Below are 26,275 nucleotides of genomic sequence, written 5' to 3'. Positions count from 1 at the left end.
ATGAAATCATATAGTAGATGAGGTGCTAACATGGAACCGTATATTCTGGATAATGGTGGAATATTTAGCTTGAGTGGTTTTTCTTATCAAATAAGAGTATTCGTTTATTATATGTTGAAAATGAAAGAGGGAATGCAAATTGAGTTTGAAACTATAGAAGATGTTAATATGAAGAAAATTAAGCCGTACCAAATAGACGAATATGATGAGAAAATTATAAACAAAATAGTTAGTAGTGCGACAAATGAAGCTATTCAGGTTAAAAGAACTAAAATTACAGAAAGTACCACAATGCAAATATTAATGAATTGGTTCTTACTTGAGACCTCTGAACAAAATGTTTCCAAGTATACGCTTTTTACTGATTCAGAATATGGAAATTTGGATATATTGTTTAGCAAATCAGCCGAGACAATTTTTGAAGTGGTTAAAAATTCAAAAAAAACTAGCAAAGCCACTATTACTAAGGTTAAAAAAAAGATCAAAGAAATAGATGAGTTTATTAAAGTGTATGAATCTATCAAACAAAAATATGAATATATTTCTGCAAACAATATCGATACGTTAATTGATGAAAATTGTTCGGAGATTTTCAGAAAGGCTGGAGTTAATAAAGTGGTTTATTATCAGAGAATAAAGGAATTATTACAACATGTTACTGTTCAAGTAATAGAGAGTATACATAACAAAAATCCATATATTTTCTCTTATCAAAAATTCATTGCTTTAGTAGAAGAAATATGCAACAGATTGACAGAAGAAGTAACACTTCCTCAATATTCAGATTTCAAGAAACTATATACAATAAATTTCAATGATTTAAGTATTTCGAAATCTAGAGAATATAAGCAGTTGTTGGCATGTGAACTGCCTGAACATCAGATTAAAACACATCTAGGATACGGAGAATATTATAAAGAATTACGGTTTAGATTTATGGAATTAAATAAGATTGGTAAAATCAATGATTTAGAAGAAACAACTTATGAGAATTATGAGATGGTTAAAATGAAACTACAAAATAATAATAATGATACACCATTTAATCGGCTCGATGAGACAAAACAGCGAGGTAATACATATGCAGAGACAGAACCAGTACGTTTTGGATCGGGAATTTTTTTAACAAAAGCAGGAAATGATGAGCTTCAAATATCTTGGAAGGATGAAGAGAAATGAGACAACTTAATGTGGAAATCGAATCGATTCAAGTTAGTATCTTCTGTGAAGTAGTGTTAGATATTCTAAGGAAGCATAGAAGCCTAAGTATAAATAAAACTATTGTGTTTGCGTATCTTATAAAAAAAGAGCGTTTTATTCCTAATAGTGTTTATAACGGAAATAATACTCAAGATATTATTTATAAATGCCTCTCACTTCTTTCTGGAGATTTTGATGGATTTTGTAATAGTGTTGAATTCATTATTAAAGCAATTCATATTTTGAGTAATAAAGGAGTTGTAATTGTAGAAAATGATTTGCTACATGTTGAAGATAGTTCAGATGTTAGCGAAATAGCATATAAAGAAACAAAATTCATTGAAAAGGCTATTGAATATAGCAAATATATGAATGAAAAACAATTTATGAAAGAGGTTACTGCCAATGTTTAGAATAATTTTTCTACAGTTGCTAAATTCCAATGCGGAAAATTATAAATATGAATTTAAAGCAGGAATTAATTATTTCAAGGGTAAAAATAGTTCGGGAAAAACTGAGTTCTATAGTTTTATTGATTTTATGTTTGGTTCATCCGAAGATATTAGAAAAAAGCCTTGGTACAATGGAACATTAGAAAAAGCAACGATGGAGATTGATTACAACGGTATTCATATTATGTTATCAAGAACTAGCAATCCTAATGTGAATTATCTATATTATACAGATGAGGAGGAGACAGACTATATAGATCTAAGGGAATATAAAGGAAAGTTAAACACGATTTTTGCAAGAGATATTGAACTTCTTAATGATTTAAGAAAATTCACTGAAGAAGATCTTACATATAGAACATTTACAATGTTCAATTTTCTTGGGGAAAAAAGGCAAGGAGCAATTCATGATTTTTTTGATAAATGCAGTGACGTTAAATATTCAGTGAAATTAGCACCGATATTAAATTTCATATTCAATAATTTTCTTGAAAGAATATATGAATTACAAAAAGATTTAGAGTCTTTGTTGTCTGAGGTAAAAGAGTTAGAATCTGCCTCTGCGAGGTATGATTTTATTTATAATCAGATAAATAAAAATCTTCAAAAATTAGATATTGGAGTTTGGTATTCAGGTAAAAATAGTGAAGATATAAAATCAAAATTAAACAAAATGAAGAACATGAACGAGCTTAGGATTAATAAGAAGGACAAAAACGTTGCTGATTTGGAAGTTATGTATAGCAATATTTCTGAGCAAATTAAAATTTACGAAAATCGAATTTCTGATTCTAAGCAAATTGAGAAAGACAATCAAAATAGAAAGTTATTATTAGAAAAACTAAATTCATTACTCGGCGAAAATAGTGATTTTGAATATTTAGTTGCTCCATTACAAAAATTACTTTCTGAACTTGATACTACAATATCATTTAGTAAGTTTCTAGTGGGTGACAATACTATAATTGAACTGAAAAAACAAAGAGATCAAATAAAAACAGCAATAAGAAGAAACGATTCGCGGTTTAGATTATTTTCAGTTGAGGAAAAGGCAAAAGCAATAGTGATAATAGAAGATTACTTATCGGCAGATGTGAAATCTCATGAGGATGAAATTAAGCAGAAAAAAAAGCGTATCAAAGAAATACGTGAAGAATTAAAAATATTGCAAAATTCAGATGATAAAAGAAAGATTGAGAAATTGTCAAAGTTCATTACTGAACTTTATTTATCTGCAAAAGACATTTCATCTGTAGTTGAAGATGATTTTCAAAAAGAGGGTTTCAAGATACAGTATTTTAAAAAAGGGAATATTCTACAACCGACAATAATTAAAACGGATATTGATGAAAATGAAGTTGAAAATGTAAAAGTAGTTAATTATTATACTGGCAGCATGGCAAGGCATACGCTAATTCAATTATGCGGTTACTTGGGCTTTTTGAAACTATTAATAGAGGAGAATAAGTATCCTTTGATTCCTATATTAGTAATAGATCATTTGTCTAAACCTTTTGATTATACTAATGCAAAAGCAATAGGAAGAGTAATCACTAAAGCGTATGAGAGTATTGGAAAAGATAAACTACAGCTTTTTATGTTTGATGACGAGGAATATCAAGCCTTAGACTTAAAACCGGATCACTCTGAAAATTTGGTGAATGAAATAAAAACAGGATTTAATCCGTTTTTTGTCGCGGAGGGAGAAATCAAGCTGGAAGAACAAGGCGAAGTGCCCGATAACAATACAGATTATTAATCCGTTTTCGAATTGAGACCTATAAATATATTCATGTTAAAGCCTGGGGTGAACATGAAAGGTAACTCGTTTATATCTGAAGAAGCTTTTGAAATCGCCAAGTGAGACAACAAGCTTCTCTCCCTTTTGTATTGAATCAGGCAGAAATCTGTTTCAAGACCCTTTCCATGCGCTGACGTTTCCTATTCACACACCAAAGCGAATGCTTAAAAAAAATTCGTCGTGCTGCCTTAAGTGACGATTATCATTGGCTGAAGTGCTGGATTGGAGTGATATTCTTACGTCCGACGCAAAGAAGAGGCCTTGAATGAACGTAGAGAGATGGTTGAGTTGAGGCTTCGACAATTGCAAGTGCAGGGACAAAATAAACTTTGCGATGGGTAGGTAGGGGGGCGCAATGTATCCTTTTCCTAGAAAGCGTGGATTGTGGTGAACAAAAATTTTTCCAGTAAGCAATAAGGCTAGCTACCTAATCTATTTAAATACATTCGTTTGGTAGCACATTTTTTTGTAAGACTCATGTAATTAATTCTGAGAAGTTCATTAATCTAGCTTGTTGAACTTGAAGGAGAGAATGGTTTATGTATAAATATTATAAAACTATATTAGGTGAGTATAATTTTAACCATCATTTTGCTGTTGATATCATTAAAAATGATAGTACAGAAATGTATTATACAGAATCACATGAATATATGCATAGTATGATAACAATGAGCACCTCTTATGGATTTTATACATATTTATTGAATTTATGTGAAAGACATGAAGTTATTCACAAGGATTTTAAAAAAGAATTGATCATGAATATGAAATTTATCCAAGAGTCTTATGCAACATTTTCTGAGTTATGTCATGTACATATCAAAGAAGGCAAAGAAGTTTTTTTGAATAAAGTTGAAAAATTAAAGGCAACTAATAAAGAGTACTACAATTATTATAAGATGCCTGCCTTTATTTTAGATTATTGCGAAATTGAAGATGCGCTTATGTTTACGGAAATAATTGCACACATATCAATGAACATACCAGTTACAGATATTCCTCTTAATAAAAAGGAAAGAAAGAAGTTTTTGAGCAACGGAGTAAATGCCCAAAAGTATATACCAAATAGCCGATATAAACAACTTTTGAAAATGGTAAAAAGGAAATTTGAAGAAGGTAAAGACAACCAAGAAATAGTTGAATGGATTAAAGAGAATAATAATGGTTTTAAATATAATGATGTATATATGGAAGAATTAAAAGCTAAGGTGCTTACAAATTATTTGAAATGTGATAATTATGAGTTAATTAATAATTTATTATCAAACATGTACAATTTTGATATTTTGAGCTACGATACCTTCTTATCATACCCAACATTATTAAATCAAAAAATTGATATGTCATCTTTTGAATCAGTGATTGATTGGAAGCCTCTGTTTCAAAATCTTACCCACCAACACTTTTGCTTTCTATTCCTTTTATCAATTATTAAAGAAGGGAATATTCCATTTGTATTAATTAATATAAATAAAGAATCGAGATACTTAAAATATATTTCTGTAATGAAAGATATTGAAGTTCAAGAAATTTTTCATGAGAGATCGAATGTAATTATACTGGTTGGGAAAAAGTCACTTGCCTATAAATTATATATAAATAATTCTGTGGATAGCATATACCAATTTATCGATAATGCACTTATTGACAGTATTGAGTATTTAAATAAAAATTTTTCTGGATGTAAATATCGGGTTTTCAATTATAATAATAAATTCTCTATTCTATTAGTTTCAGATGGGAAAATGAAAATAATACAGCCAGTATCTATTCATGCATATTTACAAATAAAAAATGCCTGTGAACAGAAAATTTTAAAATTATTAGAAGTAGAAGAGGATGCAAATGCTTTCGATAACTTTATCATAAAAAATCAGAGAGAGAAAAAAGAGCTTGATACTGTAGTGAGTCTTCTGTTATTCAATCTCTTTGGAGAGATTGAATAGAAGACAGATATAGAAATATAGGATTCGTTTATTGTGGTTCATTTTCATATGCGCCTTTCCCTAGCTTTTTGGGTAAACTATCCCTAAGCAATACTTTACCCAAATCTCGCAGAAAAGAGGTGATGCCCCATGACAACTCACAAAGTACCCAATAGATTAGCCAAGGAAAAATCACGATATCTGCTGCAACATACACATAACCCGGTGAACTGGTTCTCTTGGTCGCCGGTCGGAAAAGGATTTTGAAATCGCCAAGCGCGACAACAAATCTATCCTTTCTATTGTGCATATCTATTTATTGACCCACACGTACTTGTCATTGACGAGTTGTTTCTTGAAGGCGTTCATGTCGCACTCCGTTTGGATGTGTGGATTGAAACACCTTAACCGACATACGTTCGTCGTGCGGATCGTATCTTACTCTGTGTGGAGTGTGTAGATTGAAAACCCTAAACATTCTCTTTCATTGCCATGTTCGTTTGCAGTCGCACTCCGTACAGAGTGCGCAAATTTAAACCCTAACAAACAGAGTACCCAAGGAGGACCTCCATGAAATGAATGGTATGAACTCATACAGATTACATCATTTCTGAGCTTTCCGGAAACGGAGGAGCAGTGGGAGAAGGATCTCGACTATTACCTCAGAAGGTGTAGATTTTTTGGGTATGCAGCGTGAAGGGCTAGAGCAGAAAAAAGACCACCTATTAAAATACCTCCCAGAAGCTTTTCACCCCTACATACACGATGGCACGTTGAATACGATCTACCCGCCTCCTGAATTGCAGGAAATGGCGAAGCAGTGGAAGCAAGATTACGATGATCGCATGCGTAAAGTGGCCGAGACGTATAACCGCTATTATAAATCGATTCAAAACGAGCTTCCGCCCAATGCGGTCAAGCTATTTGAAAATACCCTTCACGATGCCAAAATCACCTCGTATGCTCGTCCTGATGAAGCAACGTTTATTCTATATTTGGACTGTCGCGGCTCTTATTATTATTTTACGGATATTAAAATTACGTTTCACGGAGTCAAGCAGTTGGAGCTTCCGGATCTTCCTGAAAATACGTGGTGGCTGTACGATGAAATTTATACGATTGACGGCGGCTTTGAGCTCAGAGTGCTGCTGGATTCGCTAGAAGCGTTCATTATTTCCGCTGTCGATGTAGAGATTGAAGAATTAGGCGAACTGCAAAGCCAATAGCCAAGAGAGCCTATATAATATCCCAAAAAGGATCGTGAGCGCATGAACACGATATATTTAGTTCGTCATTGCCAAGCAATAGGCCAAGAGCCCGAAGCTCCGTTAACCGAGGCGGGGATAGAGCAAGCGCAGCAATTAGCTGTTTTTTTAGCGAACAAGCAGATAGAGGGAATCATTTCGAGCCCGTATGAGCGGGCTTATCGAACCATCTCTCCTCTGGCAGAGGCAACTGGCCTGCCTATACAGCGGGATGAGCGGTTAACCGAGCGTATTTTATCGGGTCAAAATCATCCTGACTGGCGCGAAATGCTTCGCCGAACGTATGAGGACATGGATTTATGCTACGAGGGCGGGGAATCCAGCCATGCCGCTGCAAGTCGGGCCGTTCAAGTCGTTAATGAGGCACTGAATAGCGGCTGGAAAAATACCGTAATCGTCTCTCATGGCAACCTCATTTCGCTGCTGCTCAAGCATCTGGATCAGGCAGTCGGATTTGATGAATGGGAAGCCCTGTCCAATCCCGACGTTTATGAGCTAACCTTCACCAGTGCGGCGTCCAGCTTTAAGCGAATTTGGAAGCCATAACCACACAAGCTCAGGGCTGTTTCTGCTACGATCTTCCACCTATATTTGATTCAATTTCAAATCCAGAGAGGAGCAGCGCCATTATGGATCAAAATATTATACAGGCGATAGTCAAGGGGGAAACCTCGCTTGGCATCGAATGTGGCTCCACACGAATCAAGGCTGTCCTGGTTGATTATAATTTTCAAACCATCGGTTCCAGCAGCTATGAGTGGGAAAATCAATTGATCGACGGTTACTGGACCTACGATCTCAATGAAATGATTAAAGGGCTGCAAGAAACCTATCGCCAATTAAAGCAAGAGGTCGAGAATAATTATGGCGTAACCCTGCAAGCAATCGGATCAATCGGATGCTCTGCCATGATGCAGGGCTATATTGCTCTTGATCACGCAGGGGAGCTATTGGTTCCGTTTCGTACATGGCGCAATGCCACAACGGGTGCAGCGGCATCGGAGCTAATCGAGAAATTCCAGTTTAAAATTCCAGAGCGCTGGAGCATCGCCCATTTATATCAAGCGATTTTGAACGAGGAAGAGCATGTCGCTAACCTAGCTTATATGACGACTTTGTCGGGTTATATGCATTGGTTGTTGACTGGCAGCAAGGCTCTTGGTATAGGCGATGCCTCTGGTATGTTCCCAATCGATGAATCTGCACAGCAATATAATGAAGATATGGTGAAGCAGTTTGCCGATTTAATTGCCGATAAAAGCTACCCGTGGAAGCTTAAAGATATTTTACCTAAAGTTCATGCTGCAGGCGAACATGCTGGATATCTAAGTGAAGCTGGCGCAAGGCTATTAGATCCATCTGGCAGTCTGCAAGCAGGTATTCCGCTATGTCCCCCAGAAGGCGATGCCGGAACAGGCATGGTCGCTACGAATAGTGTCAAAAAACGTACCGGCAACATTTCCGTAGGTACGTCGATTTTTGCCATGATTGTATTGGAGAAAGATTTATCCACGGTGTACCCTGAGATTGACATCGTGACTACACCTGATGGCAGCCCTGTCGCCATGGTTCTGGCTAACAACTGCTCCAGCGATATGAATGCATGGCTCGGCTTGTTCCGTGAATTTTATGAAGCAATGGGGCTGAAACCTGATATGAATCAGTTATTCAGCGTCCTGTTGGGCAAAGCGCTGGAAGCAGACGCTGATGGCGGCGGCTTGCTGAGCTACGGCTACTATTCAGGCGAGAACATTACCGGGTTTGCAAAAGGTCGTCCGCTGTTTGTTCGTTCTCCAGAAAGCCGCTTCAATCTGGCTAACTTTATGAGAGTACATCTGTTTAGCGCGTTTGCTGCCCTAAGGCTCGGGATGGATATTTTGACACAGAAGGAGCATTTAACGGTTGACCATATTTTGGCGCATGGCGGATTGTTCAAAACGCCGCTAGTCGGTCAAAAAATGTGTGCCGCGGCACTGAATGTTCCTGTTTCAGTCATGTCTACGGCTGGAGAGGGCGGCGCATGGGGGATGGCCATTTTGGCAGCCTATATGGTTAATAAAGAGCAGCACGAAGGCTTGGCTGATTACCTTGCGGCTAAAGTGTTCAAGGATGCGCAAGGACAAGAGGTTTATCCTGACAGCGCAGATGTGAAGGGCTTTGCCTTGTATATGGAGCGTTACACGGAAGGACTGGCCATTGAGCAGGCAGCGGTAGATCATTTTGTGGAAAACGGAATGAAATATGAAGCGTGAAAATGGAATAGCAGGCGGAGGTATCTAGACAGCTTTATGAAGAAGTATGACGAACTCATGTCATACTTCTTTTTTTATGATAACAACAGTAACAAAATCAAATTCATGATCATTTAAAAGGAGACGATACGAATGTCAAAGCATCCGTTACAAATGTTTGAATACCACACATGGGCGAGCCAAGCTATCCTGGGGAGAATCAAGGAGCTCCCATCCTCTGTGCTGAGTCAAGAAGTGAACAGCTCGTTTCCCACCATCGCCCATGCCCTTACTCATATCTATGCGGTTGATAAGATGTGGTATATGGTTTTGACAGGCACAGGTATGCCAGAGGCGCTGCAAGCATGCATGCCGCTAAATGCGGAGATCCTGAGTTCAGTGGATGAATACGCCAATCTCTTTGCCCAGTTATCAGAACAATATAGAGAATGGTTCCGAAGCCAAGCTGATTTGGAGCAAACTATTCTGCTTGACAATCCATATGCCGGAATACGCCAAACAAGCTTAGCAGAAATTGTGCTGCATCTGGTCAATCACGGAACCTATCACAGGGGCAATGTTTCGACTATGTTGCGTCAGCTCGGCCATGCATCCACTATGAACGACTATTCCCTTTTTTGGTACCAGGAAGCCGCAAAGTAAAACGAATAGCCAGCTCCCTTTTTTAACATAGCTCACCCGCTTTTATTCGTACTTATTAGCGGGAGCTATGTTTTTCCTTCAGGTGTCTCCATCATTAGAAAGAGAATATAGTTGATCTATGGAAATTGAAAATCTTATTACAGTAAAATCGAGAGAAAATCTGAGAATTTGGCTTACCCAGATAGGCTGCTATAGAAGCAAAGGAAGTTCATGGACTGAATTGAATAAAGAACCTGCTATGTCAAGGTCAGCGTGCAGCCGCCTTATTTTTTCGCGTAAAAGCTTACGGTTCCCGTGCTCTCATCCGCGCTGACGAACAAGCTGCGCCCTTGAACGCGGTGAATGCCTTCCGGCGATTCGCCAGCCGTTGGAATCAAGCCGAGGTAGACAGGGCTGGCAGCATTAGCGATATCGAAAAATAAAATCGCATCCGCACGTTCCGACGCTACAGCGGCAAGCGCTGTGCCGTCGACTGTCGCGACGGTCAGATTTTCCACCTCGCTGCCTTTATTCGGGCTGCGGTCATCGGGATACAAGCCGACCTTCGCTGTCGCCTCGTCAATCAGGTTCGCGCTGTCGTATACTCGCTTGCCCTCCAAATCCCAGACCGCGATGTTGCGGCCGCCGGCCTTCACGCCGTCTTTAAATTCATTTTTGCCCAAGTCGCCTTCATTGGCGGTCAGCACATATTTGCCATCCGGTGAGAAGGCAATGCCATCAGGCTCATAACGGGCGGTCAAATCCTGCGTAAACCGAACATTCCCATCGTCCTCCAGATCGGCTTTATGCTGCGTCGTGCCGAGCGAGAAAATTCGAATGAGCTTTTTCGTTTTCAAATCGACAAGCGCGATAGCGTTGTTTTCCTGCATCGTGACGGCTGCGGTTGTGCTGTCTGGGCTAATTGCCACATACTCCGGCTGCGGATCATGCGGATAAATCGCTCCCTCTACACCTTCCAAAGGAGTAGCAATATCCACTACCTCGCCCTTCAGCGGGTCGCCGCCTGCAAAAGAAACGATCATTATGCTGCCTGGGCGCTTCGCATTTGCAAAATCAATTTCATCCGCAGCTTTATCAATCTCCTCATCCTCAATCGCAATCACAGCATTCAGCCCGTCCGGCGAAAGCGCAATGGAGTCGGGGCCGATGCCAAGCTCATATGTTTTTACGGTTTTGTAGGTAGCCAAATCGACTACGGCAAGCAGTCCTTTGTTTGCTTTGTTCACGTCATCGCCTGTGCGGATGACCGCAAGACCATAGCTGCCGTCCTTGGATACGGTGACGCTCGTCACTTCCGCCGCTGCGGAAAGGTCGTTGAAGCTGACGGTTTTCAGCACGCTTACTTTATTAATGTCCGCGATGTCCAGCACGGAAATGCTGCCATTGTCCGCTTCGGTAACGAGCAGGCGCTTGCCGTCTGGCGTGGACGCTGCGATTTCGGCTTTACCACTTGGCATTTGGAAGGAGGCGGCAGGCTCAAAGCCGGTTTTATTTTGCTGCTGGACGAGCTGCGTTTTTAGGCTGTCCAACGCTTTTTTGGAAACATAGGTTGTGCTTTTCGTCAAAAGGGAAGGGCTTCCAATCTCGGTTGCAGCACCGTTAATCGTAGCGGACGAGGAGCCAATCGGGAACGATGCTTTTAAACCGCTTACCGTAATTTCAGCGCTGCGGCTGGCGGCGTCCCATGTTACTTCGCCTTGCATATTTTCGATCGCTTGGCGCAGCTTCACATAATCGCCAGCAGGCGCATCAGCAGCAAGTGCGGCAGGAGCGAAAGCGCCTGTCCCGGCAGCGAGCATCGTCGCGACTGACATCATTTGAACAAGTTGCTTAACCGTTTTCATAAGCTTGAAAATCCCCTTTATCCTTTTTTAAATTCGTATGTAGAATCGTTCTAAGTATATAAATAGATTGTTAAAGGCAGATCAAGGGACAGAGCTAGTTTTGTAAAAACGGCGAAGGAGCAGCTTCCAAATAAGGGAAGCAACGATATAATAGAAAGACTTAGAGGGCGAAAGGGCGCGGGCAGCACGATGGAAAAAGGGTTGTCGAATATTCACAAGATAAGAGGCTGGAAGCGCAGAGTCCGGGAAATAGCTGCCAGCTAGGTGACGTAGGGGTAGGGGATAGGCAGTTTTATGCCGAATGGGATAGCGAATGCCAACCATAAGTTGACATTACAAATTCATATATGGTATATAAAAATTAGGATTAGCACTCAGGCGTGAAGAGTGCTAAACTAGACTTAGCCTTACGCAGCCTAATAATGATGATTATTGAAGGGAGATTTATTCGTGGCCAAGAAACAGTTTAAAGCGGAATCGAAGAGATTGCTGGAAATGATGATTAATTCCATCTATACGCAGAAGGAAATCTTTTTGCGCGAGCTGATCTCCAATGCTAGTGATGCAATTGATAAAATCTACTACAAAGCATTATCCGATGATCAATTGGTATTCAATCAGGCGGATTATTATATTAAAGTAACGGCGGATCAAGAGGCGCGCACGCTGACGATTGCCGATACAGGTATCGGAATGACCAAGGAGGACCTGGAGAACAATCTCGGCATTATTGCCAAGAGCGGCTCGCTGGCCTTCAAGAACGAGAATGAAGCGAAGGACGGCCATAACATTATCGGCCAGTTCGGCGTTGGTTTTTATGCGGCGTTTATGGTGGCGGATGTGGTAACGGTAACGAGCCGTGCCCTCGGCAGTGAGGAAGCGTTCAAATGGAAATCCGAAGGCGCAGACGGCTACACGATTGTACCGGCTACGAAGGATACCGTCGGAACCGAAATCGTGCTGAAAATTAAAGACAATGCGGAAGAAGTCAGCTACGACGAGTTTTTGGAGCAATATCGCCTGCGTGCGATCATTAAGAAATATTCCGATTTCATTCGCTACCCGATTAAGATGGATGTTACAGGACAACGTCCGAAAGAGGACAGCGAAGGCGAATTCGAGGAGTATTCTGAAGAGCAGACGATTAACAGCATGGTGCCGATCTGGCGCAAAAATAAAAACGAGTTGACGCAGGAAGACTACGACAACTTCTATATGGAGAAGCGTTATGGCTTCGACAAGCCGCTTAAGCATATCCACATCAGTGCGGACGGCGCGGTTGTATACAACGCGATTCTCTATATTCCAGAGCATACGCCGTTCGATTATTACACGAAGGAATTTGAGAAAGGCCTTGAGCTGTACTCCAATGGCGTGCTCATTATGGACAAGTGCTCCGACCTGCTGCCGGATTATTTTGGCTTCGTGAAAGGGATGGTCGACTCCGAGGATTTGTCGCTGAACATTTCCCGCGAGCTGCTTCAGCATGACCGCCAGCTGAGCCTCATTGCCAAAAACATCAAAAACAAAATCAAAAGCCAGCTGGTCAGCCTGCTCAAAGACGAGCGCGACAGCTATGAGAAATTCTACAAAGCCTTCGGCAGACAGCTGAAATTTGGCGTCTACAACGATTACGGCGCCAACAAGGATACGCTGCAGGATTTGCTGCTGTTCAGCTCCTCCAAGGAGAAAACGCTCGTATCGCTCGATGAATACGTAGAGCGCATGCCGGAAGATCAGAAGTATATTTATTATGCTTCGGGCGCATCGATTGATCGCATTGAGAAGCTGCCGCAAACGGAAATGGTATTGGACAAAGGGTACGAAATTTTGTACTTCACGGACGATATCGATGAATTTGCGATTAAAGTGATTTTGAAATACAAGGATAAAGAATTTAAATCCGTATCCAGCGGAGATCTTGGCATTGAAGCGGATCCGAGCGAGGAAACGACAGAGGCGGAAGCGACTGACAACAAGGAGCTGTTCGAGAAGATGCAAGGCATCCTAGCGGGCAAAGTATCCGGTGTTCGCGCTTCGAAGCGCTTGAAATCGCATCCGGTCTGCTTGTCCTCCGAAGGAGAAGTGTCGATCGAGATGGAGAAAATTCTCCAAGCGATGCCGGACAGCCAAAATGTGAAAGCGGACAAGGTGCTCGAAATCAACGTCAACCACGAGATTTTGCAGTCGCTCAAAGCCGCTCTTGCAAGCGATGAAGAGAAGCTCGGCCTGTACACGAACCTGCTGTACAACCAAGCGCTGCTCATTGAAGGGCTGCCGATTCAAGACCCGGTTGAATTTACGAACGCCATGTGCAAAATTATGGTGTAACAGCCATAGGCACACAGAGGGGGCTTTCCCTAGAGCAGCGTTAAGCTGCTTTAGAGAAGGCCCTCTTTTTTATAAATGCGTTCTGTATATTTGGTGATGGCTTCATCGTAGTCGGGATAGGCATACCCAAAGCTTGCTGCCACGGTTTTAGAGTATTTTCTAAACAGCTCATAGCAGGTGAATAGGGACTGCCACATGTTGGGGTAGCTATTTTGAGCATAAGTAGAAAGCAGCGCTTCCCAATCCTCTACTGAAAGGTAACGGTTAATAAATTTAAAGTTTTTCCCCACGCTAAAGGAATAGCCTTGCTCTGTGCCAATTTGCCAAGCCATCATTCGGAGTAAATTAGGGCGGGCAATTCCGCTTAAATGATCAATCGCGAATAGAATTTCTTCCCTTGCCAGTCCCTTTGCTACGTAAGTTGAAACCATCCAAAATTCATTGCAGCAATCGTCAAATTCTCTTGCGGTTGGTGGCTTTGTCCAATACTGACGGTCAGTTGGGAGCACTTCATTTTGCACAAGCGACTGTTTATCAAGCAGCACTTCAACTAAACCGTCGCTGTTCGTAAAATAATCCTCTACCTCGTCAATTGGAATTAACGTCAGATCGAGCTTATGCCCATCTTCAAAAATAATGAGATAGGAAAACCAATTGCCTAAATCAGGCGGGAATAGCTCCATATCCTCAGGCTTCTGCATCATAATCCGTTTTCCGAAGCCATTCAGCCAATCCTCATTTTCCTTGAAAGCCTCCATATCGGTCACAAAATAGGAAACATCAAAATCCTGAAACAGATCAGGGACGATGTTTTTGTTGGTGCGTGAGCCTTCGAGCGTTGCAAGTACTATTCTAGAATCATGGGCAGCAAAATCGATAAGCAGCTTCATCATTTCCTGATCGCTTCTCAATGGTAGAATACTCCCTTCTAAATTTGTCGTACCATTTGTTATATCTGCAATCACAATAGAACCGTTGCCTATTCTCAAGTATTCCGTTATAGTTAAACTAATTTCATACGAAATGCGGGTGCTGGATAAAGTCTGGCTGAGATAGGGAACTTGTTTTCCTGACCGTTAATCTGATCCAGGTAATGCTGGCGTAGAGAACATAACGAAATCTAGCCATTCGTGTATTCTCGAATGGTTTTTTTGTATTTCTCCGCAGAAAAAAAGCGGGTTTGTCCGAAAAGGGGTTCTGGACGAACAGCGAGCATTGCTTTCCTTCAGGAAAGGGGAGAAAGTAGATGACAGAAGCGTGGATTGGGGCGTTGCAGCAGCAGGTGGATGAGCGGCAGGATGAGCTGTTCGCGCTGCTAGCGGAGCTGGTGGCCTATCCAACGGTCAGTCCTCCGGCACGCAATACGCTGGAAGCCCAGCAGTTTTTGGAGAAGCAGCTGCAAGCGAGCGGTTTTGCAACTGAGCTGTGGGAGGTTTACCCGGGTGATCCGAACGTGACAGCGGTAAAACGGGGCACCGATAGCGAGCGTTATCGCAGCCTGCTGCTCAATGGGCATATGGATGTTGCCGAGGTGGGCGACAGCGGCGGCTGGAAGCATGATCCGTTCAAGCTGGTGCTGGAGGATGGGCGCGCCTATGGGCGTGGAACTGCCGATATGAAAGGCGGGCTTGCGGCGCTGCTGTTTGTAAGCAAGCTGCTGACCGAAGCGGGTGTGGAGCTGAAAGGGGATTTGCTGTTCCAAGCCGTTATTGGCGAGGAAGCGGGCGAAGCAGGTACTCGCGCTTGTATGGAGCGTGGCTGCGAAGCGGATTTCGCCATCGTCGCCGATACGAGCGGATTGGCGATTCAAGGACAAGGCGGCGTTATAACCGGCTGGGTCACCTTGCAAAGTCCGGAGACGTTCCATGATGGCATGCGTTCGCGCATGATCCATGCCGGAGGCGGCGTTCAAGGAGCCAGCACGATTGAAAAAATGGCCAAGCTGATCGCCGGGCTTCAAGATTTGGAGCGCCACTGGGCAGTGAGCAAATCCTATGAAGGTTTTCCTCCCGGCGCAAATACGATAAACCCTGCGGTTATTGAGGGCGGGCGTCATGCTGCGTTTATCGCAGACCGCTGTTCGTTGTGGATCACGGTTCATTTTTACCCGAATGAAGATTACGAAGCGATTGCTTCCGAGATTGAAGAGCATTTGCTTGGCGTGGCGCAGGGTGATCCTTGGATGCGCAAGCATCCGCCAACCTTCCGCTGGGGAGGGCGCTCGATGATTGAGGAGCGCGGCGAGATTTTTCCTTCGCAGGAGCTTCAGCCCGAGTGGGCGGGGCTGAAGGCGCTGGAGCAAAGCCATCAGCAGGTGCTTGGCGTGCTGCCTACGGTTGGCATGAGCCCAAGTGTAACCGATGCGGGCTGGATCGGCAGGGAAGGCATCCCGACGGTCATTTATGGTCCAGGGCAGCTGGAGCATGCTCATGCGGTAGACGAGAGCATCGACATCAACGAGCTCATTTATTATACAAAAGTTATACTCGGCTTCATCGCCGACTGGTGCAACCGTCCGAAAGCGGAAGCGGCGAGCAACGGGCAGTAATTAGTGGATTAAAGTGGCTAAATCGCTGAAATAGCGGATCTCTTGTCCGCTGGTCCGACTAAATCGGATAAATCAACCAAAGTGCGGATATAGCGGAACGAAAGTCCTCGAACATAAGTCGGATTAATATGAGTAAGGTTAAAGTAGCAGTTTTTATAGTAGTCAATGTATTTGAATAAACGAGATGAGCATATAAGAGAGAGCGAATCACTCTTTGTTAAATAAAAAGCCGGATGAAAAAGGGCTTCGCTGCGTGAAAGGTTTGAGCTGGAGAAGCGCAGCGCAGCAGTCCTTTTTCATCAGGCGTCCGGAGGACATGATGAGCAATTTTAGCGATAGATTATATCAGGCAAGCCGCGAAGTATGGCAGAAAAGCCACGAGCATCCGTTTCTCGTGGAAATGCGGCAAGGAACGCTGGATCCGCAGCGCTTCATCTATTATCTCAAGCAGGACTACGTCTATTTAATTGACTATGCAAAGCTGTTCGCCTACGGCAGTATAAAAGCTGGGGATATGGCAACAATGGTCAAATTCGCCGGGCTGTATCATTCCACGCTGCATGTGGAAATGGAGCTGCACCGCCAGTATGCCGATCGTTTTGGCGTTACGCGCGAGCAGCTTGAGGGCACGCAGCCTTCGCCTAGCAATATCGCGTATACGAAATATATGCTTGACGTGGCGGCGAATGGCTCGCTCGCAGAGGTTGTAGCAGCGCTGCTGCCGTGCATGTGGAGCTACCGCGAAATTGGCGTAACCTTCGCCAACTATCCGGGCGCCTTGGAGCATCCGCTTTATAAGGAATGGATTCTCATGTACAGCTCAGAGGAATTCGGAGAGCTGACGAACTGGTGCATTGGCCTAATGGACCAATTGGCAGCAGGGCTTCCAGAGCGGGAGCTTGCGAAGCTGGAGGAGCATTTTGTCATAACATCGAAGATGGAATATTTATTTTGGGATATGGCATATCGCGGGGAGGAGTGGCCAGTGTGAGCATATTGAAAGGTCAGCCGGGAGAGCAGGGGCTTAAAAAGGCGGCGGGGGCAAGGCAGACAGAAGCAGAAGCATTAGAAGCAGCAGCAGTAGCAGACGCGAGAACCACCGCTTCTGCACATAGCAAAAGCAACGAGCCAGCAGGCCTTAGCGTCAGCGGACTGACGTATGCTTTTCCCGGCGGGCCGCCGCTGATTGAAGGGCTTGACCTGCATATTAGGCAGGGCGAGTTCGTCAGCGTGCTTGCGGCGAGCGGCATGGGCAAGACGACGCTGTTCCGGTTGCTGGCCGGGCTGCTGGAGCCGCAAGCCGGCACGATTGCGATTGGCGGCGTGAATCGCCAGCATCAGGCGGCAAAAATCGGCTATATGCCGCAGAAGGATTGCCTTATGCCGTGGCGGACGGTGCTGGATAATGCCGCGCTCGGCATGGAGCTGGCGGGAACGCCAAAGAAGGAAGCGCGCCAGCGGGTGCGGGAGCTCCTGCCGGATTTCGGCCTCGCCGGAACCGAGGCGAAATATCCGCATGAGCTGTCGGGCGGCATGCGCCAGCGGGTGTCGTTTCTTCGCTCGCTGCTGGGTGGCGGCGAGCTCTTTTTGCTCGATGAGCCGTTCAGCGCCCTTGATGCGATGACGAGAGTCAGCATGCAGGAGTGGCTGCTGCAAATATGGGAGCAGCATCGCAAAACGATTGTTTTTATTACCCATGACATAGATGAAGCGCTGCTTCTATCGGACCGGGTGCTGGTGGCGGCGAAGGCGCCGGTTGCCGAGCTGGTAGAATATCCGGTGGCACTGCCGCGTCCACGCACCTACGAGACGATGCTGAGCGAGCCATTTGTGGCGTTAAAACGCCAGCTGCTTGGGCATTTCGGGCATGCGCACACAGCGGCTAGCTTAGAGGGGGGAAGCCGATGAAGCGTTTTTTCAAGAAGCATATGCCAGTTGTGCTGTTCATCCTCCTGCTTGCCGTTTTGTGGGAAGCCGGAACGCGAATATTCCAAATTCCCCATTATATTATCCCGCGGCTGTCTGATGTGCTCGTCTCCATAGCGGAGAACAGCGGGCTGCTGGCGCGGCATTTCGTCATCACATTAGGCGAGGCGCTGCTTGGGCTGGCGATTTCAATCGTGCTTGGCACCTTGTCGGCGATCTGGATCGACAGCTCATCGCTGGCGCGCAAAACGCTGTATCCGCTCGTTGTCGCCTCGCAGACGATTCCGATTATTGCGCTGTCGCCGATTATGGTCATGTGGTTTGGCTATGAAATCGGCAGCAAAATCGCCGTTGTCATGCTGTTCACCTTTTTCCCCATTGCGATGAATACGGCCGATGGCTTCCGCTCGGCGGACCCGGATATCGGGGAGCTGTTGCGGACGATGGGAGCAAGCAAGCGAGAGCTGTTCCTCAAGTGGAAAATCCCTTCGGCGCTGCCGGAGTTTTTCACGGGGCTGAAAATGGCAGCGGCGATCAGCGTCGGCGGCGCTACGCTTGGCGAATGGCTGGGCGGCGAAGCGGGCCTGGGCATGTACACGAAGCGGGCGGCGAATATGCTGCGCGGCGAAAGTGTTTTTTCCGGGGTGCTGCTGCTGTCAGCGATGGGCATTATGCTATTTTTAGCCGTATTGGCGCTTGAACGAATCTGCCTATCCTATCGGAAAGAATCGAAGGCAGGCCAGTAAGGCAGTAAGACAGTAAGGGGCCACAGGGCGGAATGCCGCTTAAGCTTTATCGCATTTTATATACTATAATAGAACAAGAAAGAGGTAAGCTGTCTATGCGTAAGGAGAAGGAAGGAAATCATCATTATACGAAAAATATAGCTTCCAAATGGAGACGCAGCACATGGGTCGCAGCATGTCTGGCTTTGACGCTAGTCATTATGGCGGGCTGCTCCTCGAATAACAAAAGCACGGCAAATGGTGCTGAAGGCGCGCAGGAGCTGACAGTGCTGCTCGACTGGTATCCGAATGCGGTGCATACTTTCTTGTATGCGGCGGAGGAGCAGGGCTACTTCAAGGAAGCAGGTCTCAATGTAAAGCTGCAGGTGCCGGCGGATACGAATGATGCGCTTAAGCTGGTTGCAACCGGCAAGGCGGATCTGGCGATCAGCTATCAAATGCAGGTAGCCGTTGCCCGCGCAGAGGAAATTCCGATTGTATCGGTTGCTTCGCTTGTGCGTCACCCGCTCAATCAGCTGTTCGTGCTGGAATCGTCGGGCGTGAAGACGCCAAAGGATTTGGTCGGCAAAAAAATCGGCTATCCGTCGATTCCGCTGGATGAAGCGTACGTGAATACGATGGTGAAAACCGACGGCGGCGATCCGTCAGCGCTGAACTACGTCGATGTAGGCTGGGACCTGATTCCGGCCATGACGACGAAGAAGGTTGACGCCATTATCGGCGGTTATGTGAACCACGAGAAGCTGCTGCTGGAGAAGGAAGGCGAGAAGCTGATTGCGCTTAACCCTGCCGACTATGGCGTGCCGGATTATTACGAGCTTGTGATGACAGCAAGCGAGGATGGCGTTGCCAGCAAAAGCGAAGTATTCAAGAAGTTTATCGAGGCGGCGGCCAAAGGGCAGGAATATACGGCAAGCCATCCGGATGAGGCGCTTCAGGTGCTGCTCGACAAGCAAAGCGCGGATTACCCGCTCGATGCCGAGATTGAGAAGCAGAGCCTGCAGGTATTGCTGCCGCTCATGGATGCGGGCTCCGAAGCTTTCGGCAGCCAGACGGCGGAGTCGTGGAGCAATGTCATTTCATGGCTGCAGGAGCATGGCCAGCTCACGAAAGAAATCAAGGCTGAGGATGCATTCCGCAACCTATAGTAGTGGAGGGAATACGGCGTATGGACGAACGCTATTCAAGACAGATGTTGTTTACGCCAATTGGTGAAGCAGGGCAGCGCAAGCTAAGCGAAAGCGCTGTGCTTATTATAGGAATGGGAGCGCTCGGCACCGTTCTGGCCAATCATATGGTCAGAGCGGGGGTCGGGCTCGTCCGTTTCGTGGATCGTGATTATGTGGAGCGCAGCAATCTCCAGCGGCAGATGCTTTACGACGAAGAGGACGTCGAGAACGGCTATCCGAAGGCGGTTGCCGCCGAGAGGAAGCTGCGCAAAATCAATTCCGATATCAAGATCGAGGCGATTGTCGCTGACGTCACCGTGCAAAATATTGACGCTCTGCTGATGGATATCGACCTCGTGCTTGATGGGACGGATAATTTTCAGACGCGCTTCCTGCTCAACGATGCTTGCTTCCGCAGCGGCATTCCGTTTACCTATGGCGGGGCGGTCAGCTCGCGGGGCATGAGCGCGATTCTCGTACCGGGTGCTACGCCATGTCTGCGCTGCTTTATTCAATCAGCGGATGCGGGCGGACAAACCTGCGATATGATCGGCGTTATTTCACCAGTCGTGGATATTGTCGCTTCCTACCAGGCGGTAGAGGCGCTTAAATATTTGGTTGGAGCCACGGATAAAAGAAGAAACAGCCTGATGACCTTCGATTTATGGCAAAATCACGCGTTCGAGATGAAGCTGGGCGAGCCTGCGAAGCAGTGCCCTTGCTGCCAGCTGAAGCAGTATCCGGCTTTGCAGGTGGCAGAGCAAGATGCGGCAGTCTCGCTATGTGGACGCAGCACCGTGCAAATTTCAGGCGGCGCCCCGCTTAATCTGGAGCAGTGGCGGCAAAGGCTGGAACCGATTGCTGTGGAGCTTACGCATAACGCTTATTTGCTGAAAGCCGAGCTGCCGGAAGGCGAGCGGCTCGTGCTGTTCCCCGATGGGCGTGTGCTTGTGCAGGGGACGGAAGATATGGTCCGTGCCAAAACCTTATATGCCCGTTATATCGGAAACTAAGGAGCTGCGAGGAAATGAGTACCCGCCTTTGTTGACAAAATCCCCACGGTTTTGGGAGATTTGTCAATAAATCAGCGATGCTTTATTTCGTCGCAGTCACCAACAGGGAAGGGAATGTGTGAATATGAAGGATTTTCGTTTATATGCGATTACAGGCGAGGAATTCCACCCGGGCCGCGATTTGATCGAAGTGATGGAAGAAGCGATTTATGGCGGCGTTGACATTATTCAGCTGCGCGACAAGTCGGGCGACAAGCCGGCGATTTTGGAAAAAGCATGGGCGCTCCGCGAGCTGACCCGGAAGCATGGCGTCACCTTTATCGTCAACGACTACATTGATATTGCGATGGAAGTGGATGCGGACGGCATTCATCTGGGACAGGGCGATGTGCCGCTGGTGGAAGCACGCAAGCTCGTGGGCGATAAAATCATCGGCATTTCGACGCACGCCATTGAAGAGGCTCTTCTTGCTGAGGAGCAAGGTGCCGACTACATCGGCGTTGGTCCGGTATTTCCAACAAAGACGAAGGTCGACGTTGTTGATCCGGTAACGGTTGAATACGTGCGCGAGGTAGCGGAAAAGGTGAAAATTCCATTTGTCGCTATCGGCGGCATCAAGCTGCGCAATGTGGATGAAGTGATTGCAGCTGGCGCGACGCGCATTTGCGCGGTTAGCGAAATTGTCGGCAGCAGCGATATTTCCGGCACCTGCCGCTCTTTTCTGGATAAGCTGGATAAATGGGGAGAGTCGTAATGGAACTGGTCATTAACGGTGTGAAGCAGGAGCTGGCAGCGAAGACGATTGAAGAGGTCATTGCCCATTTTGGCCTCGCGGGCAAGCCGGTTGTCGTTGAAGCTGACGGAGCGGTACTGACCCAGGAGCAGTGGGCAGCAACCGAGGTTCGCGAGGGCATGAAAATCGAGCTTGTCCATTTTGTAGGAGGAGGCTGAAGCGAATGAAACCGGATGTATGGCATATTGGCAACCATGAACTAACGTCCCGATTTTTTATCGGCACCGGGCTTTTTCCAAGCCCTTATGTACAGAGGGAAGCGATTGAGGCATCAGGCGCAGAGGTACTGACGTTCGCTATTCGTCGGATTAATTTGGAGGCGACCGAGGACGATTCGATTCTTCAGCATTTGCAAGGGAAGTCGTATCAATATTTGCCGAATACTTCAGGAGCAAGCACAGCGGAGGAAGCGGTGCGGATCGCGCGTCTTGCACGGGCTTCGGGACTCAGTGACTGGATCAAGGTCGAGATTAGCGCCAATGAGCGCACGCTGCTGCCTGATCCGATTGAAACGCTGAAGGCGACGGAAATTCTCGTAAAAGAAGGCTTCACCGTTCTTCCGTATACGTCGGATGATCCGGTTATTTGCAAGCGGCTGGAGGAAGCGGGCGCTGCGGCTGTTATGCCGGGAGCAGCTCCAATTGGGACGGGCCTTGGCATTTTGAACCCTTATAATTTGGGCCTTATTGTAGAGGAAGCGAAAGTTCCAATTATTGTCGATGCCGGGCTTGGCTCAGTCAGCGATGTGACCCAGGCGATGGAGCTTGGCGTGGCGGGCGTGCTGATGAATACACCGGTTGCGAAGGCGAAAGATCCAGCAGGCATGGCGCGGGCGATGAGGCTCGGCATCGAAGCTGGCCGTCTGGCTTATTTGTCCGGCCGTATTTCGAAGAAGCGTTACGCTTCCGCAAGCAGCGGTTACGAGGAGTTTAAGCTGAAATAACAGCATCATTCAACAAGGAAAGCTGGTTAGGACATGGGAGAACGGATTGTAATCATGGGCGGCGGCATTATTGGCTTATCCTGTGCGTTCGAGCTGCGAAGCCGCGGCCATCAGGTGACGGTGCTGGAAATTGGCAGCTGCGGGGGACAGGCGTCCGGAGCGGCTGCGGGGATGCTGGCTCCTTTTTCGGAAAATGTTGAGGGGCCGGATGACTTTTTTCGCTTATGCGCACAGAGCTTGCGGCTTTATCCTTCGTTTACAGATCGCGTGAAGCAGGTTTCCGACCTGCCTTTTGAATATACCGAATCCGGGAGCATGTATATCGCTTACCATGATGCCGATATTTTGGCGCTTGAAGGCAGGCTGCGCTGGCAGCGGGAGCATGGTTCGTCGGGCAGCCTGCTGGAAGGTGGCGACGTGTTCCGGCTGGAGCCGAAGCTGTCAGGCAAGGTGCGGGCGGCGCTGTATACGCCGGAGGAAAGCCATCTGTATGCGCCGCATTATGTGAAAGCGCTGGAGCATGCCTGCCGCTTGATGGATGTTCATATTCAGGAGCATTTGGAGCAGGTTGCGATTAAGGATTGGCAGAGCTCGGTTGTGCTGGAGGCAGCAGACGGACGTTCTTTTGAAGGGGATCGGCTCGTTGTATGCTCGGGAGCTTGGGCGCAGCAGCTGGAAGCCACATTTGGCCTTCGGATTCCGGTTTATCCGATTCGCGGACAAATTTGTGCTTATGAGACGGTGGAAAAGCCTGTTCATCATATGGTATTTTGCAATCAGGGCTACCTCGTGGCGAAGGAAAATAATACGCTCGTATGCGGCGCCTCCGAGGATGTAGCCGGGTTCGAGACGAGCGTGACGGAGAAGGGCATTGAGCGACTGCGAAAATGGAACAAGCAGGCTTTCCCGTTTCTCGAAACGTGGACGCCGTTCCACAAATGGGCGGGACTTCGCCCTTCCACGCAGGATGGCTTCCCGCTGCTTGGCGCGCTGGCGCAATCTGGCCGCGTCGTGATGGCGGTAGGGCATTACCGCAATGGGATTTTGCTCAGCCCCGCTACAGCGCAGCTTGCGGCTGATAGCGTAGAAGGCAAGAAGATGCCGGACTTCATGCAGGCGTTTGCTCCTGAGCGGTTCAGCTAGGCAGAGCCAGATACAGCTAGGTACAGCGGGCTGGAGATGGTAGTGGAAATTTGCGAAAACATGAATGATGGACAGGCGTTTAACCTAGTGAGGCATTTGATGAAGAAAGGGGCAAAAGCACATCATGAGCGTACATGGGAATGGACAGGCGCCGCGCAGTGTCCCAACGGCATTGACGATAGCGGGCTCGGACAGCGGCGGCGGCGCGGGCATTCAAGCGGATCTGAAAACGTTCCAGGAGCTTGGCGTATTCGGCATGTCCGCAGTGACCGCAATTACCGCGCAAAACACACTTGGCGTGCAGGGCGTATTTCCGCTTAGCGTGGAAGCCGTTGTGCAGCAAATGCATTCGGTCGGTTCGGATATTGGCGTCGATGCGCTGAAGACGGGCATGCTGTTCAACAGTGAGATCATTACGGCTGTTGCGGCAACGATTGCCGAGCTTGGCTGGAAAAATGTTGTCGTAGACCCGGTCATGATTGCCAAAGGCGGTGCCTCGCTGCTGCAAGAGGAAGCCATCCGGGCGATGACGGACAAGCTGCTGCCTGTAACGACGGTTATTACGCCGAACATACCGGAGGCGGAGAAGCTGACAGGGATTGCGATCGTAACGGCGGACGATAAGCGGGAAGCGGCGAAACGGCTTGCTGGCTATGGAGCAGGCTACGTCATTATTAAGGGCGGCCACGATACGGGCGAGGAAGCGATTGATCTGCTATATGACGGCAGAGGCTTTACCGAGCTGGCAGGCAAACGCGTTGCAACGGCCCGCACGCATGGCACGGGCTGTACCTTTTCGGCGGCGCTTGCGGCAGGACTTGCCGAAGGGGCGGATATGGAAGCGGCGATGCGCCAAGCGAAAGCTTTTATTCAAGCGGCCATCGAGGACGGCATTCAAATTGGCGGCGGGCATGGGCCGACGAATCACTGGGCTTTCCAGCGCAGCAAGCGGGCATTGCAAGCTCCCCTATAGTAGAAAAAGCTATGCGGCTTCCGGTTAGGCTCTAACCGAAGGTTGCATAGCTTTTTTTGAAATATTAGAATTCATAAGCTTCACACTTACGGGCTAAGTCCAGCCCCAGAAAAAGCCTTCGCGGTCCCAGGCTGCTTTGCCGCCATGGCCTTTTTTGAACGCTTTTTTAACTTCCTTGTCGATCGACGTATTTCCCTGCTCGTTCACATAAATGAACTGCTCTCCAAAATGGGCTGTAATATGGGCAACGGCTTTCTCCTGATGAAGAATGCCAGCAAACTTCAGCTCTCCAAGCATCCAATCGGCTACATCCTGTGCGGTATGACTCAACGTATCTCTTCCTCTCTCATTCGCAACTCTCGCCCACTATTATAATCAACCGCGGCACATATGCCAAATTTACAGCAGGCTTACTTCAAAAGCATCCACATAAACGGCAGTGCCCGTCACTTCGATGAGTGGTTCATCCTGCTGTTTAGTGACGGTTACCAGGACACGTCCATCCCGGCCTATTTCATGGCCCTGTTCAATGCATAGCTCAAGCGAATGTAGCGGTTGCTCAGCCAAATGCGCTGCATAATAAGCTCCCATTACGCCAGATGCTGTACCTGTAACGGGATCTTCAATCGTGCCGGAATACGGCGATGAAAAATGACGGGCGTGCATATGAGCGCGTGGATCATAGGTTTCCAGGCAAAAAGGATGCAGAGAAGCACGCGGCATCTCCTGCAAAATCTCGGGGAACCGCTTATTATTTGGCTTCATACGGCGGAATGCTTCGAGACTTTTGATCGGAATTAACAGCGTCCATGTCCCCGTGCTTCCGTAAACAGTGGGAAGCTCTTTCTCAATGTCGGCTTCCTCAATGCCCAAGGCAGATGCCAATTGTGCATAGGAACCGTTAAAAGCCCGGAACTGCGGAGCCGCCTGCGCCATGGTGATTTGAAGCTGCCCCTGCTCATTCGTATGCAGCTGAACAGGGAGCACGCCTGCTTTTGTCTCAATCAGCAGCTCCGTTTTATCGCCTAACAGCCCCTTTGTTTGCAGCGCATAGATCGTTGCCATCGTGGCATGACCGCAAAGATTAATTTCGTGGCCGGGTGTAAAATAACGGATTCGGATATCTGCTACAGTCGATGGCAGCGGGAAAGCAGTCTCATTAAAGCCAACTTGCCCAGCGATGGCTAGCATTTCTTTTTCCGTCAGCTCAGTACCTGTTAAAACGACACCCGCCGGGTTTCCTTTCCCCGGAATAGGGCTAAAGGCATCGTAATGATAGACGTTAATAGATGGCATATGTTTACTC

The 26,275-nt window shown here is 46.7% G+C and carries 25 protein-coding genes; 21 read left to right on the top strand and 4 right to left on the bottom strand.

The window, feature by feature from the left end; genetic code table 11:
- Positions 1–30: 30 nt before the first annotated feature.
- The 9 genes from ABEW34_RS17925 (at position 31) to ABEW34_RS17885 (ending at position 9,540) form a co-directional block, all read left to right on the top strand.
- Positions 31–1,179 (top strand): hypothetical protein, encoded by a 1,149-nt coding sequence (locus ABEW34_RS17925; RefSeq protein WP_430160519.1) that lies wholly within the window; start codon positions 31–33, stop codon positions 1,177–1,179.
- Entirely contained in the window at positions 1,176–1,613 is a 438-nt protein-coding gene (locus ABEW34_RS17920) for a hypothetical protein (RefSeq protein WP_430160518.1), read from the top strand. The genes ABEW34_RS17925 and ABEW34_RS17920 overlap by 4 nt, the downstream gene beginning before the upstream one ends.
- On the top strand, positions 1,606–3,411 hold the full coding sequence (locus ABEW34_RS17915; RefSeq protein ID WP_430160517.1) for a hypothetical protein: 1,806 nt from the start codon (positions 1,606–1,608) through the stop codon (positions 3,409–3,411). The genes ABEW34_RS17920 and ABEW34_RS17915 overlap by 8 nt, the downstream gene beginning before the upstream one ends.
- Positions 3,412–3,992: 581 nt before the next feature.
- The gene (locus tag ABEW34_RS17910; RefSeq protein WP_430160516.1) at positions 3,993–5,402 is read left to right on the top strand and encodes a hypothetical protein; all 1,410 of its coding nucleotides are present in this window, start codon (positions 3,993–3,995) and stop codon (positions 5,400–5,402) included.
- 129 nt (positions 5,403–5,531) lie between these two features.
- Positions 5,532–5,648, top strand: coding sequence for a DUF255 domain-containing protein (locus tag ABEW34_RS17905; RefSeq protein ID WP_430160515.1), 117 nt, complete (start codon positions 5,532–5,534; stop codon positions 5,646–5,648).
- Positions 5,649–6,067: 419 nt separating this feature from the next.
- Positions 6,068–6,607 (top strand): DUF4085 family protein, encoded by a 540-nt coding sequence (locus ABEW34_RS17900; protein WP_430160534.1) that lies wholly within the window; start codon positions 6,068–6,070, stop codon positions 6,605–6,607.
- 42 nt (positions 6,608–6,649) lie between these two features.
- Positions 6,650–7,192, top strand: coding sequence for a histidine phosphatase family protein (locus tag ABEW34_RS17895; protein WP_430160514.1), 543 nt, complete (start codon positions 6,650–6,652; stop codon positions 7,190–7,192).
- 83 nt (positions 7,193–7,275) lie between these two features.
- A complete protein-coding gene (locus tag ABEW34_RS17890) occupies positions 7,276–8,898 on the top strand; it encodes a xylulokinase (RefSeq protein ID WP_430160513.1) in 1,623 nt (540 codons plus the stop codon).
- 132 nt (positions 8,899–9,030) lie between these two features.
- Entirely contained in the window at positions 9,031–9,540 is a 510-nt protein-coding gene (locus tag ABEW34_RS17885; RefSeq protein WP_430160512.1) for a DinB family protein, read from the top strand.
- A gap of 263 nt (positions 9,541–9,803) precedes the next feature.
- Here the strand turns inward: ABEW34_RS17885 and ABEW34_RS17880 are convergent, their stop codons facing one another.
- Entirely contained in the window at positions 9,804–11,384 is a 1,581-nt protein-coding gene (locus tag ABEW34_RS17880; RefSeq protein WP_430160511.1) for a choice-of-anchor I domain-containing protein, read from the bottom strand.
- Positions 11,385–11,834: 450 nt separating this feature from the next.
- On the opposite strand from ABEW34_RS17880, the gene htpG reads away from it, so the two are divergent.
- The gene (gene htpG, locus ABEW34_RS17875; protein ID WP_430160510.1) at positions 11,835–13,715 is read left to right on the top strand and encodes a molecular chaperone HtpG; all 1,881 of its coding nucleotides are present in this window, start codon (positions 11,835–11,837) and stop codon (positions 13,713–13,715) included.
- 50 nt (positions 13,716–13,765) lie between these two features.
- Here htpG and ant(6) read toward each other — a convergent pair whose 3' ends face one another.
- Positions 13,766–14,626 carry an aminoglycoside 6-adenylyltransferase gene (gene ant(6) / locus ABEW34_RS17870; protein WP_430160509.1) on the bottom strand — a complete coding sequence of 287 codons (861 nt, stop codon included), beginning with the start codon at positions 14,624–14,626 and terminating at the stop codon, positions 13,766–13,768.
- A gap of 335 nt (positions 14,627–14,961) precedes the next feature.
- Here ant(6) and ABEW34_RS17865 point away from each other — a divergent pair, with 335 nt between their 5' ends.
- From ABEW34_RS17865 to thiD, 11 genes are all read left to right on the top strand, one after another.
- A complete protein-coding gene (locus tag ABEW34_RS17865) occupies positions 14,962–16,263 on the top strand; it encodes an acetylornithine deacetylase (protein ID WP_430160508.1) in 1,302 nt (433 codons plus the stop codon).
- 319 nt (positions 16,264–16,582) lie between these two features.
- Positions 16,583–17,254, top strand: a complete 672-nt coding sequence (gene tenA, locus ABEW34_RS17860; RefSeq protein ID WP_430160533.1) for a thiaminase II — start codon at positions 16,583–16,585, stop codon at positions 17,252–17,254.
- A complete protein-coding gene (locus ABEW34_RS17855) occupies positions 17,251–18,171 on the top strand; it encodes an ABC transporter ATP-binding protein (protein WP_430160507.1) in 921 nt (306 codons plus the stop codon). Before tenA ends, ABEW34_RS17855 begins: the two co-directional genes overlap by 4 nt.
- A complete protein-coding gene (locus tag ABEW34_RS17850; RefSeq protein WP_430160506.1) occupies positions 18,168–18,935 on the top strand; it encodes an ABC transporter permease in 768 nt (255 codons plus the stop codon). Before ABEW34_RS17855 ends, ABEW34_RS17850 begins: the two co-directional genes overlap by 4 nt.
- 95 nt (positions 18,936–19,030) lie before the next feature.
- Positions 19,031–20,083, top strand: a complete 1,053-nt coding sequence (locus tag ABEW34_RS17845; RefSeq protein ID WP_430160505.1) for an ABC transporter substrate-binding protein — start codon at positions 19,031–19,033, stop codon at positions 20,081–20,083.
- Positions 20,084–20,103: 20 nt separating this feature from the next.
- Positions 20,104–21,117: a ThiF family adenylyltransferase gene (locus ABEW34_RS17840; RefSeq protein ID WP_430160504.1), complete on the top strand. Its 1,014-nt coding sequence runs from the start codon at positions 20,104–20,106 to the stop codon at positions 21,115–21,117.
- 124 nt (positions 21,118–21,241) lie between these two features.
- Positions 21,242–21,871 (top strand): thiamine phosphate synthase, encoded by a 630-nt coding sequence (gene thiE, locus ABEW34_RS17835; RefSeq protein ID WP_430160503.1) that lies wholly within the window; start codon positions 21,242–21,244, stop codon positions 21,869–21,871.
- Positions 21,871–22,068 (top strand): sulfur carrier protein ThiS, encoded by a 198-nt coding sequence (gene thiS, locus ABEW34_RS17830; RefSeq protein WP_430160502.1) that lies wholly within the window; start codon positions 21,871–21,873, stop codon positions 22,066–22,068. Before thiE ends, thiS begins: the two co-directional genes overlap by 1 nt.
- Before the next feature lie 5 nt (positions 22,069–22,073).
- Positions 22,074–22,853 (top strand): thiazole synthase, encoded by a 780-nt coding sequence (locus ABEW34_RS17825; RefSeq protein WP_341281233.1) that lies wholly within the window; start codon positions 22,074–22,076, stop codon positions 22,851–22,853.
- A gap of 33 nt (positions 22,854–22,886) precedes the next feature.
- Positions 22,887–23,996 carry a glycine oxidase ThiO gene (gene thiO, locus ABEW34_RS17820; RefSeq protein WP_430160501.1) on the top strand — a complete coding sequence of 370 codons (1,110 nt, stop codon included), beginning with the start codon at positions 22,887–22,889 and terminating at the stop codon, positions 23,994–23,996.
- A gap of 124 nt (positions 23,997–24,120) precedes the next feature.
- Entirely contained in the window at positions 24,121–24,969 is an 849-nt protein-coding gene (thiD, locus tag ABEW34_RS17815; RefSeq protein ID WP_430160500.1) for a bifunctional hydroxymethylpyrimidine kinase/phosphomethylpyrimidine kinase, read from the top strand.
- A gap of 93 nt (positions 24,970–25,062) precedes the next feature.
- Here thiD and ABEW34_RS17810 read toward each other — a convergent pair whose 3' ends face one another.
- Together ABEW34_RS17810 and ABEW34_RS17805 are read right to left on the bottom strand one after the other, a co-directional pair.
- Entirely contained in the window at positions 25,063–25,299 is a 237-nt protein-coding gene (locus ABEW34_RS17810; protein ID WP_172455375.1) for a DUF6953 family protein, read from the bottom strand.
- Between the two features lie 69 nt (positions 25,300–25,368).
- Entirely contained in the window at positions 25,369–26,265 is an 897-nt protein-coding gene (locus tag ABEW34_RS17805; protein WP_430160499.1) for a PhzF family phenazine biosynthesis protein, read from the bottom strand.
- Positions 26,266–26,275: the final 10 nt, after the last annotated feature.

Source organism: Paenibacillus algorifonticola, from assembly GCF_050481745.1.
Classification (GTDB): domain Bacteria; phylum Bacillota; class Bacilli; order Paenibacillales; family Paenibacillaceae; genus Pristimantibacillus; species Pristimantibacillus algorifonticola_A.
This window is presented reverse-complemented; position numbering and strand designations above follow the sequence as displayed.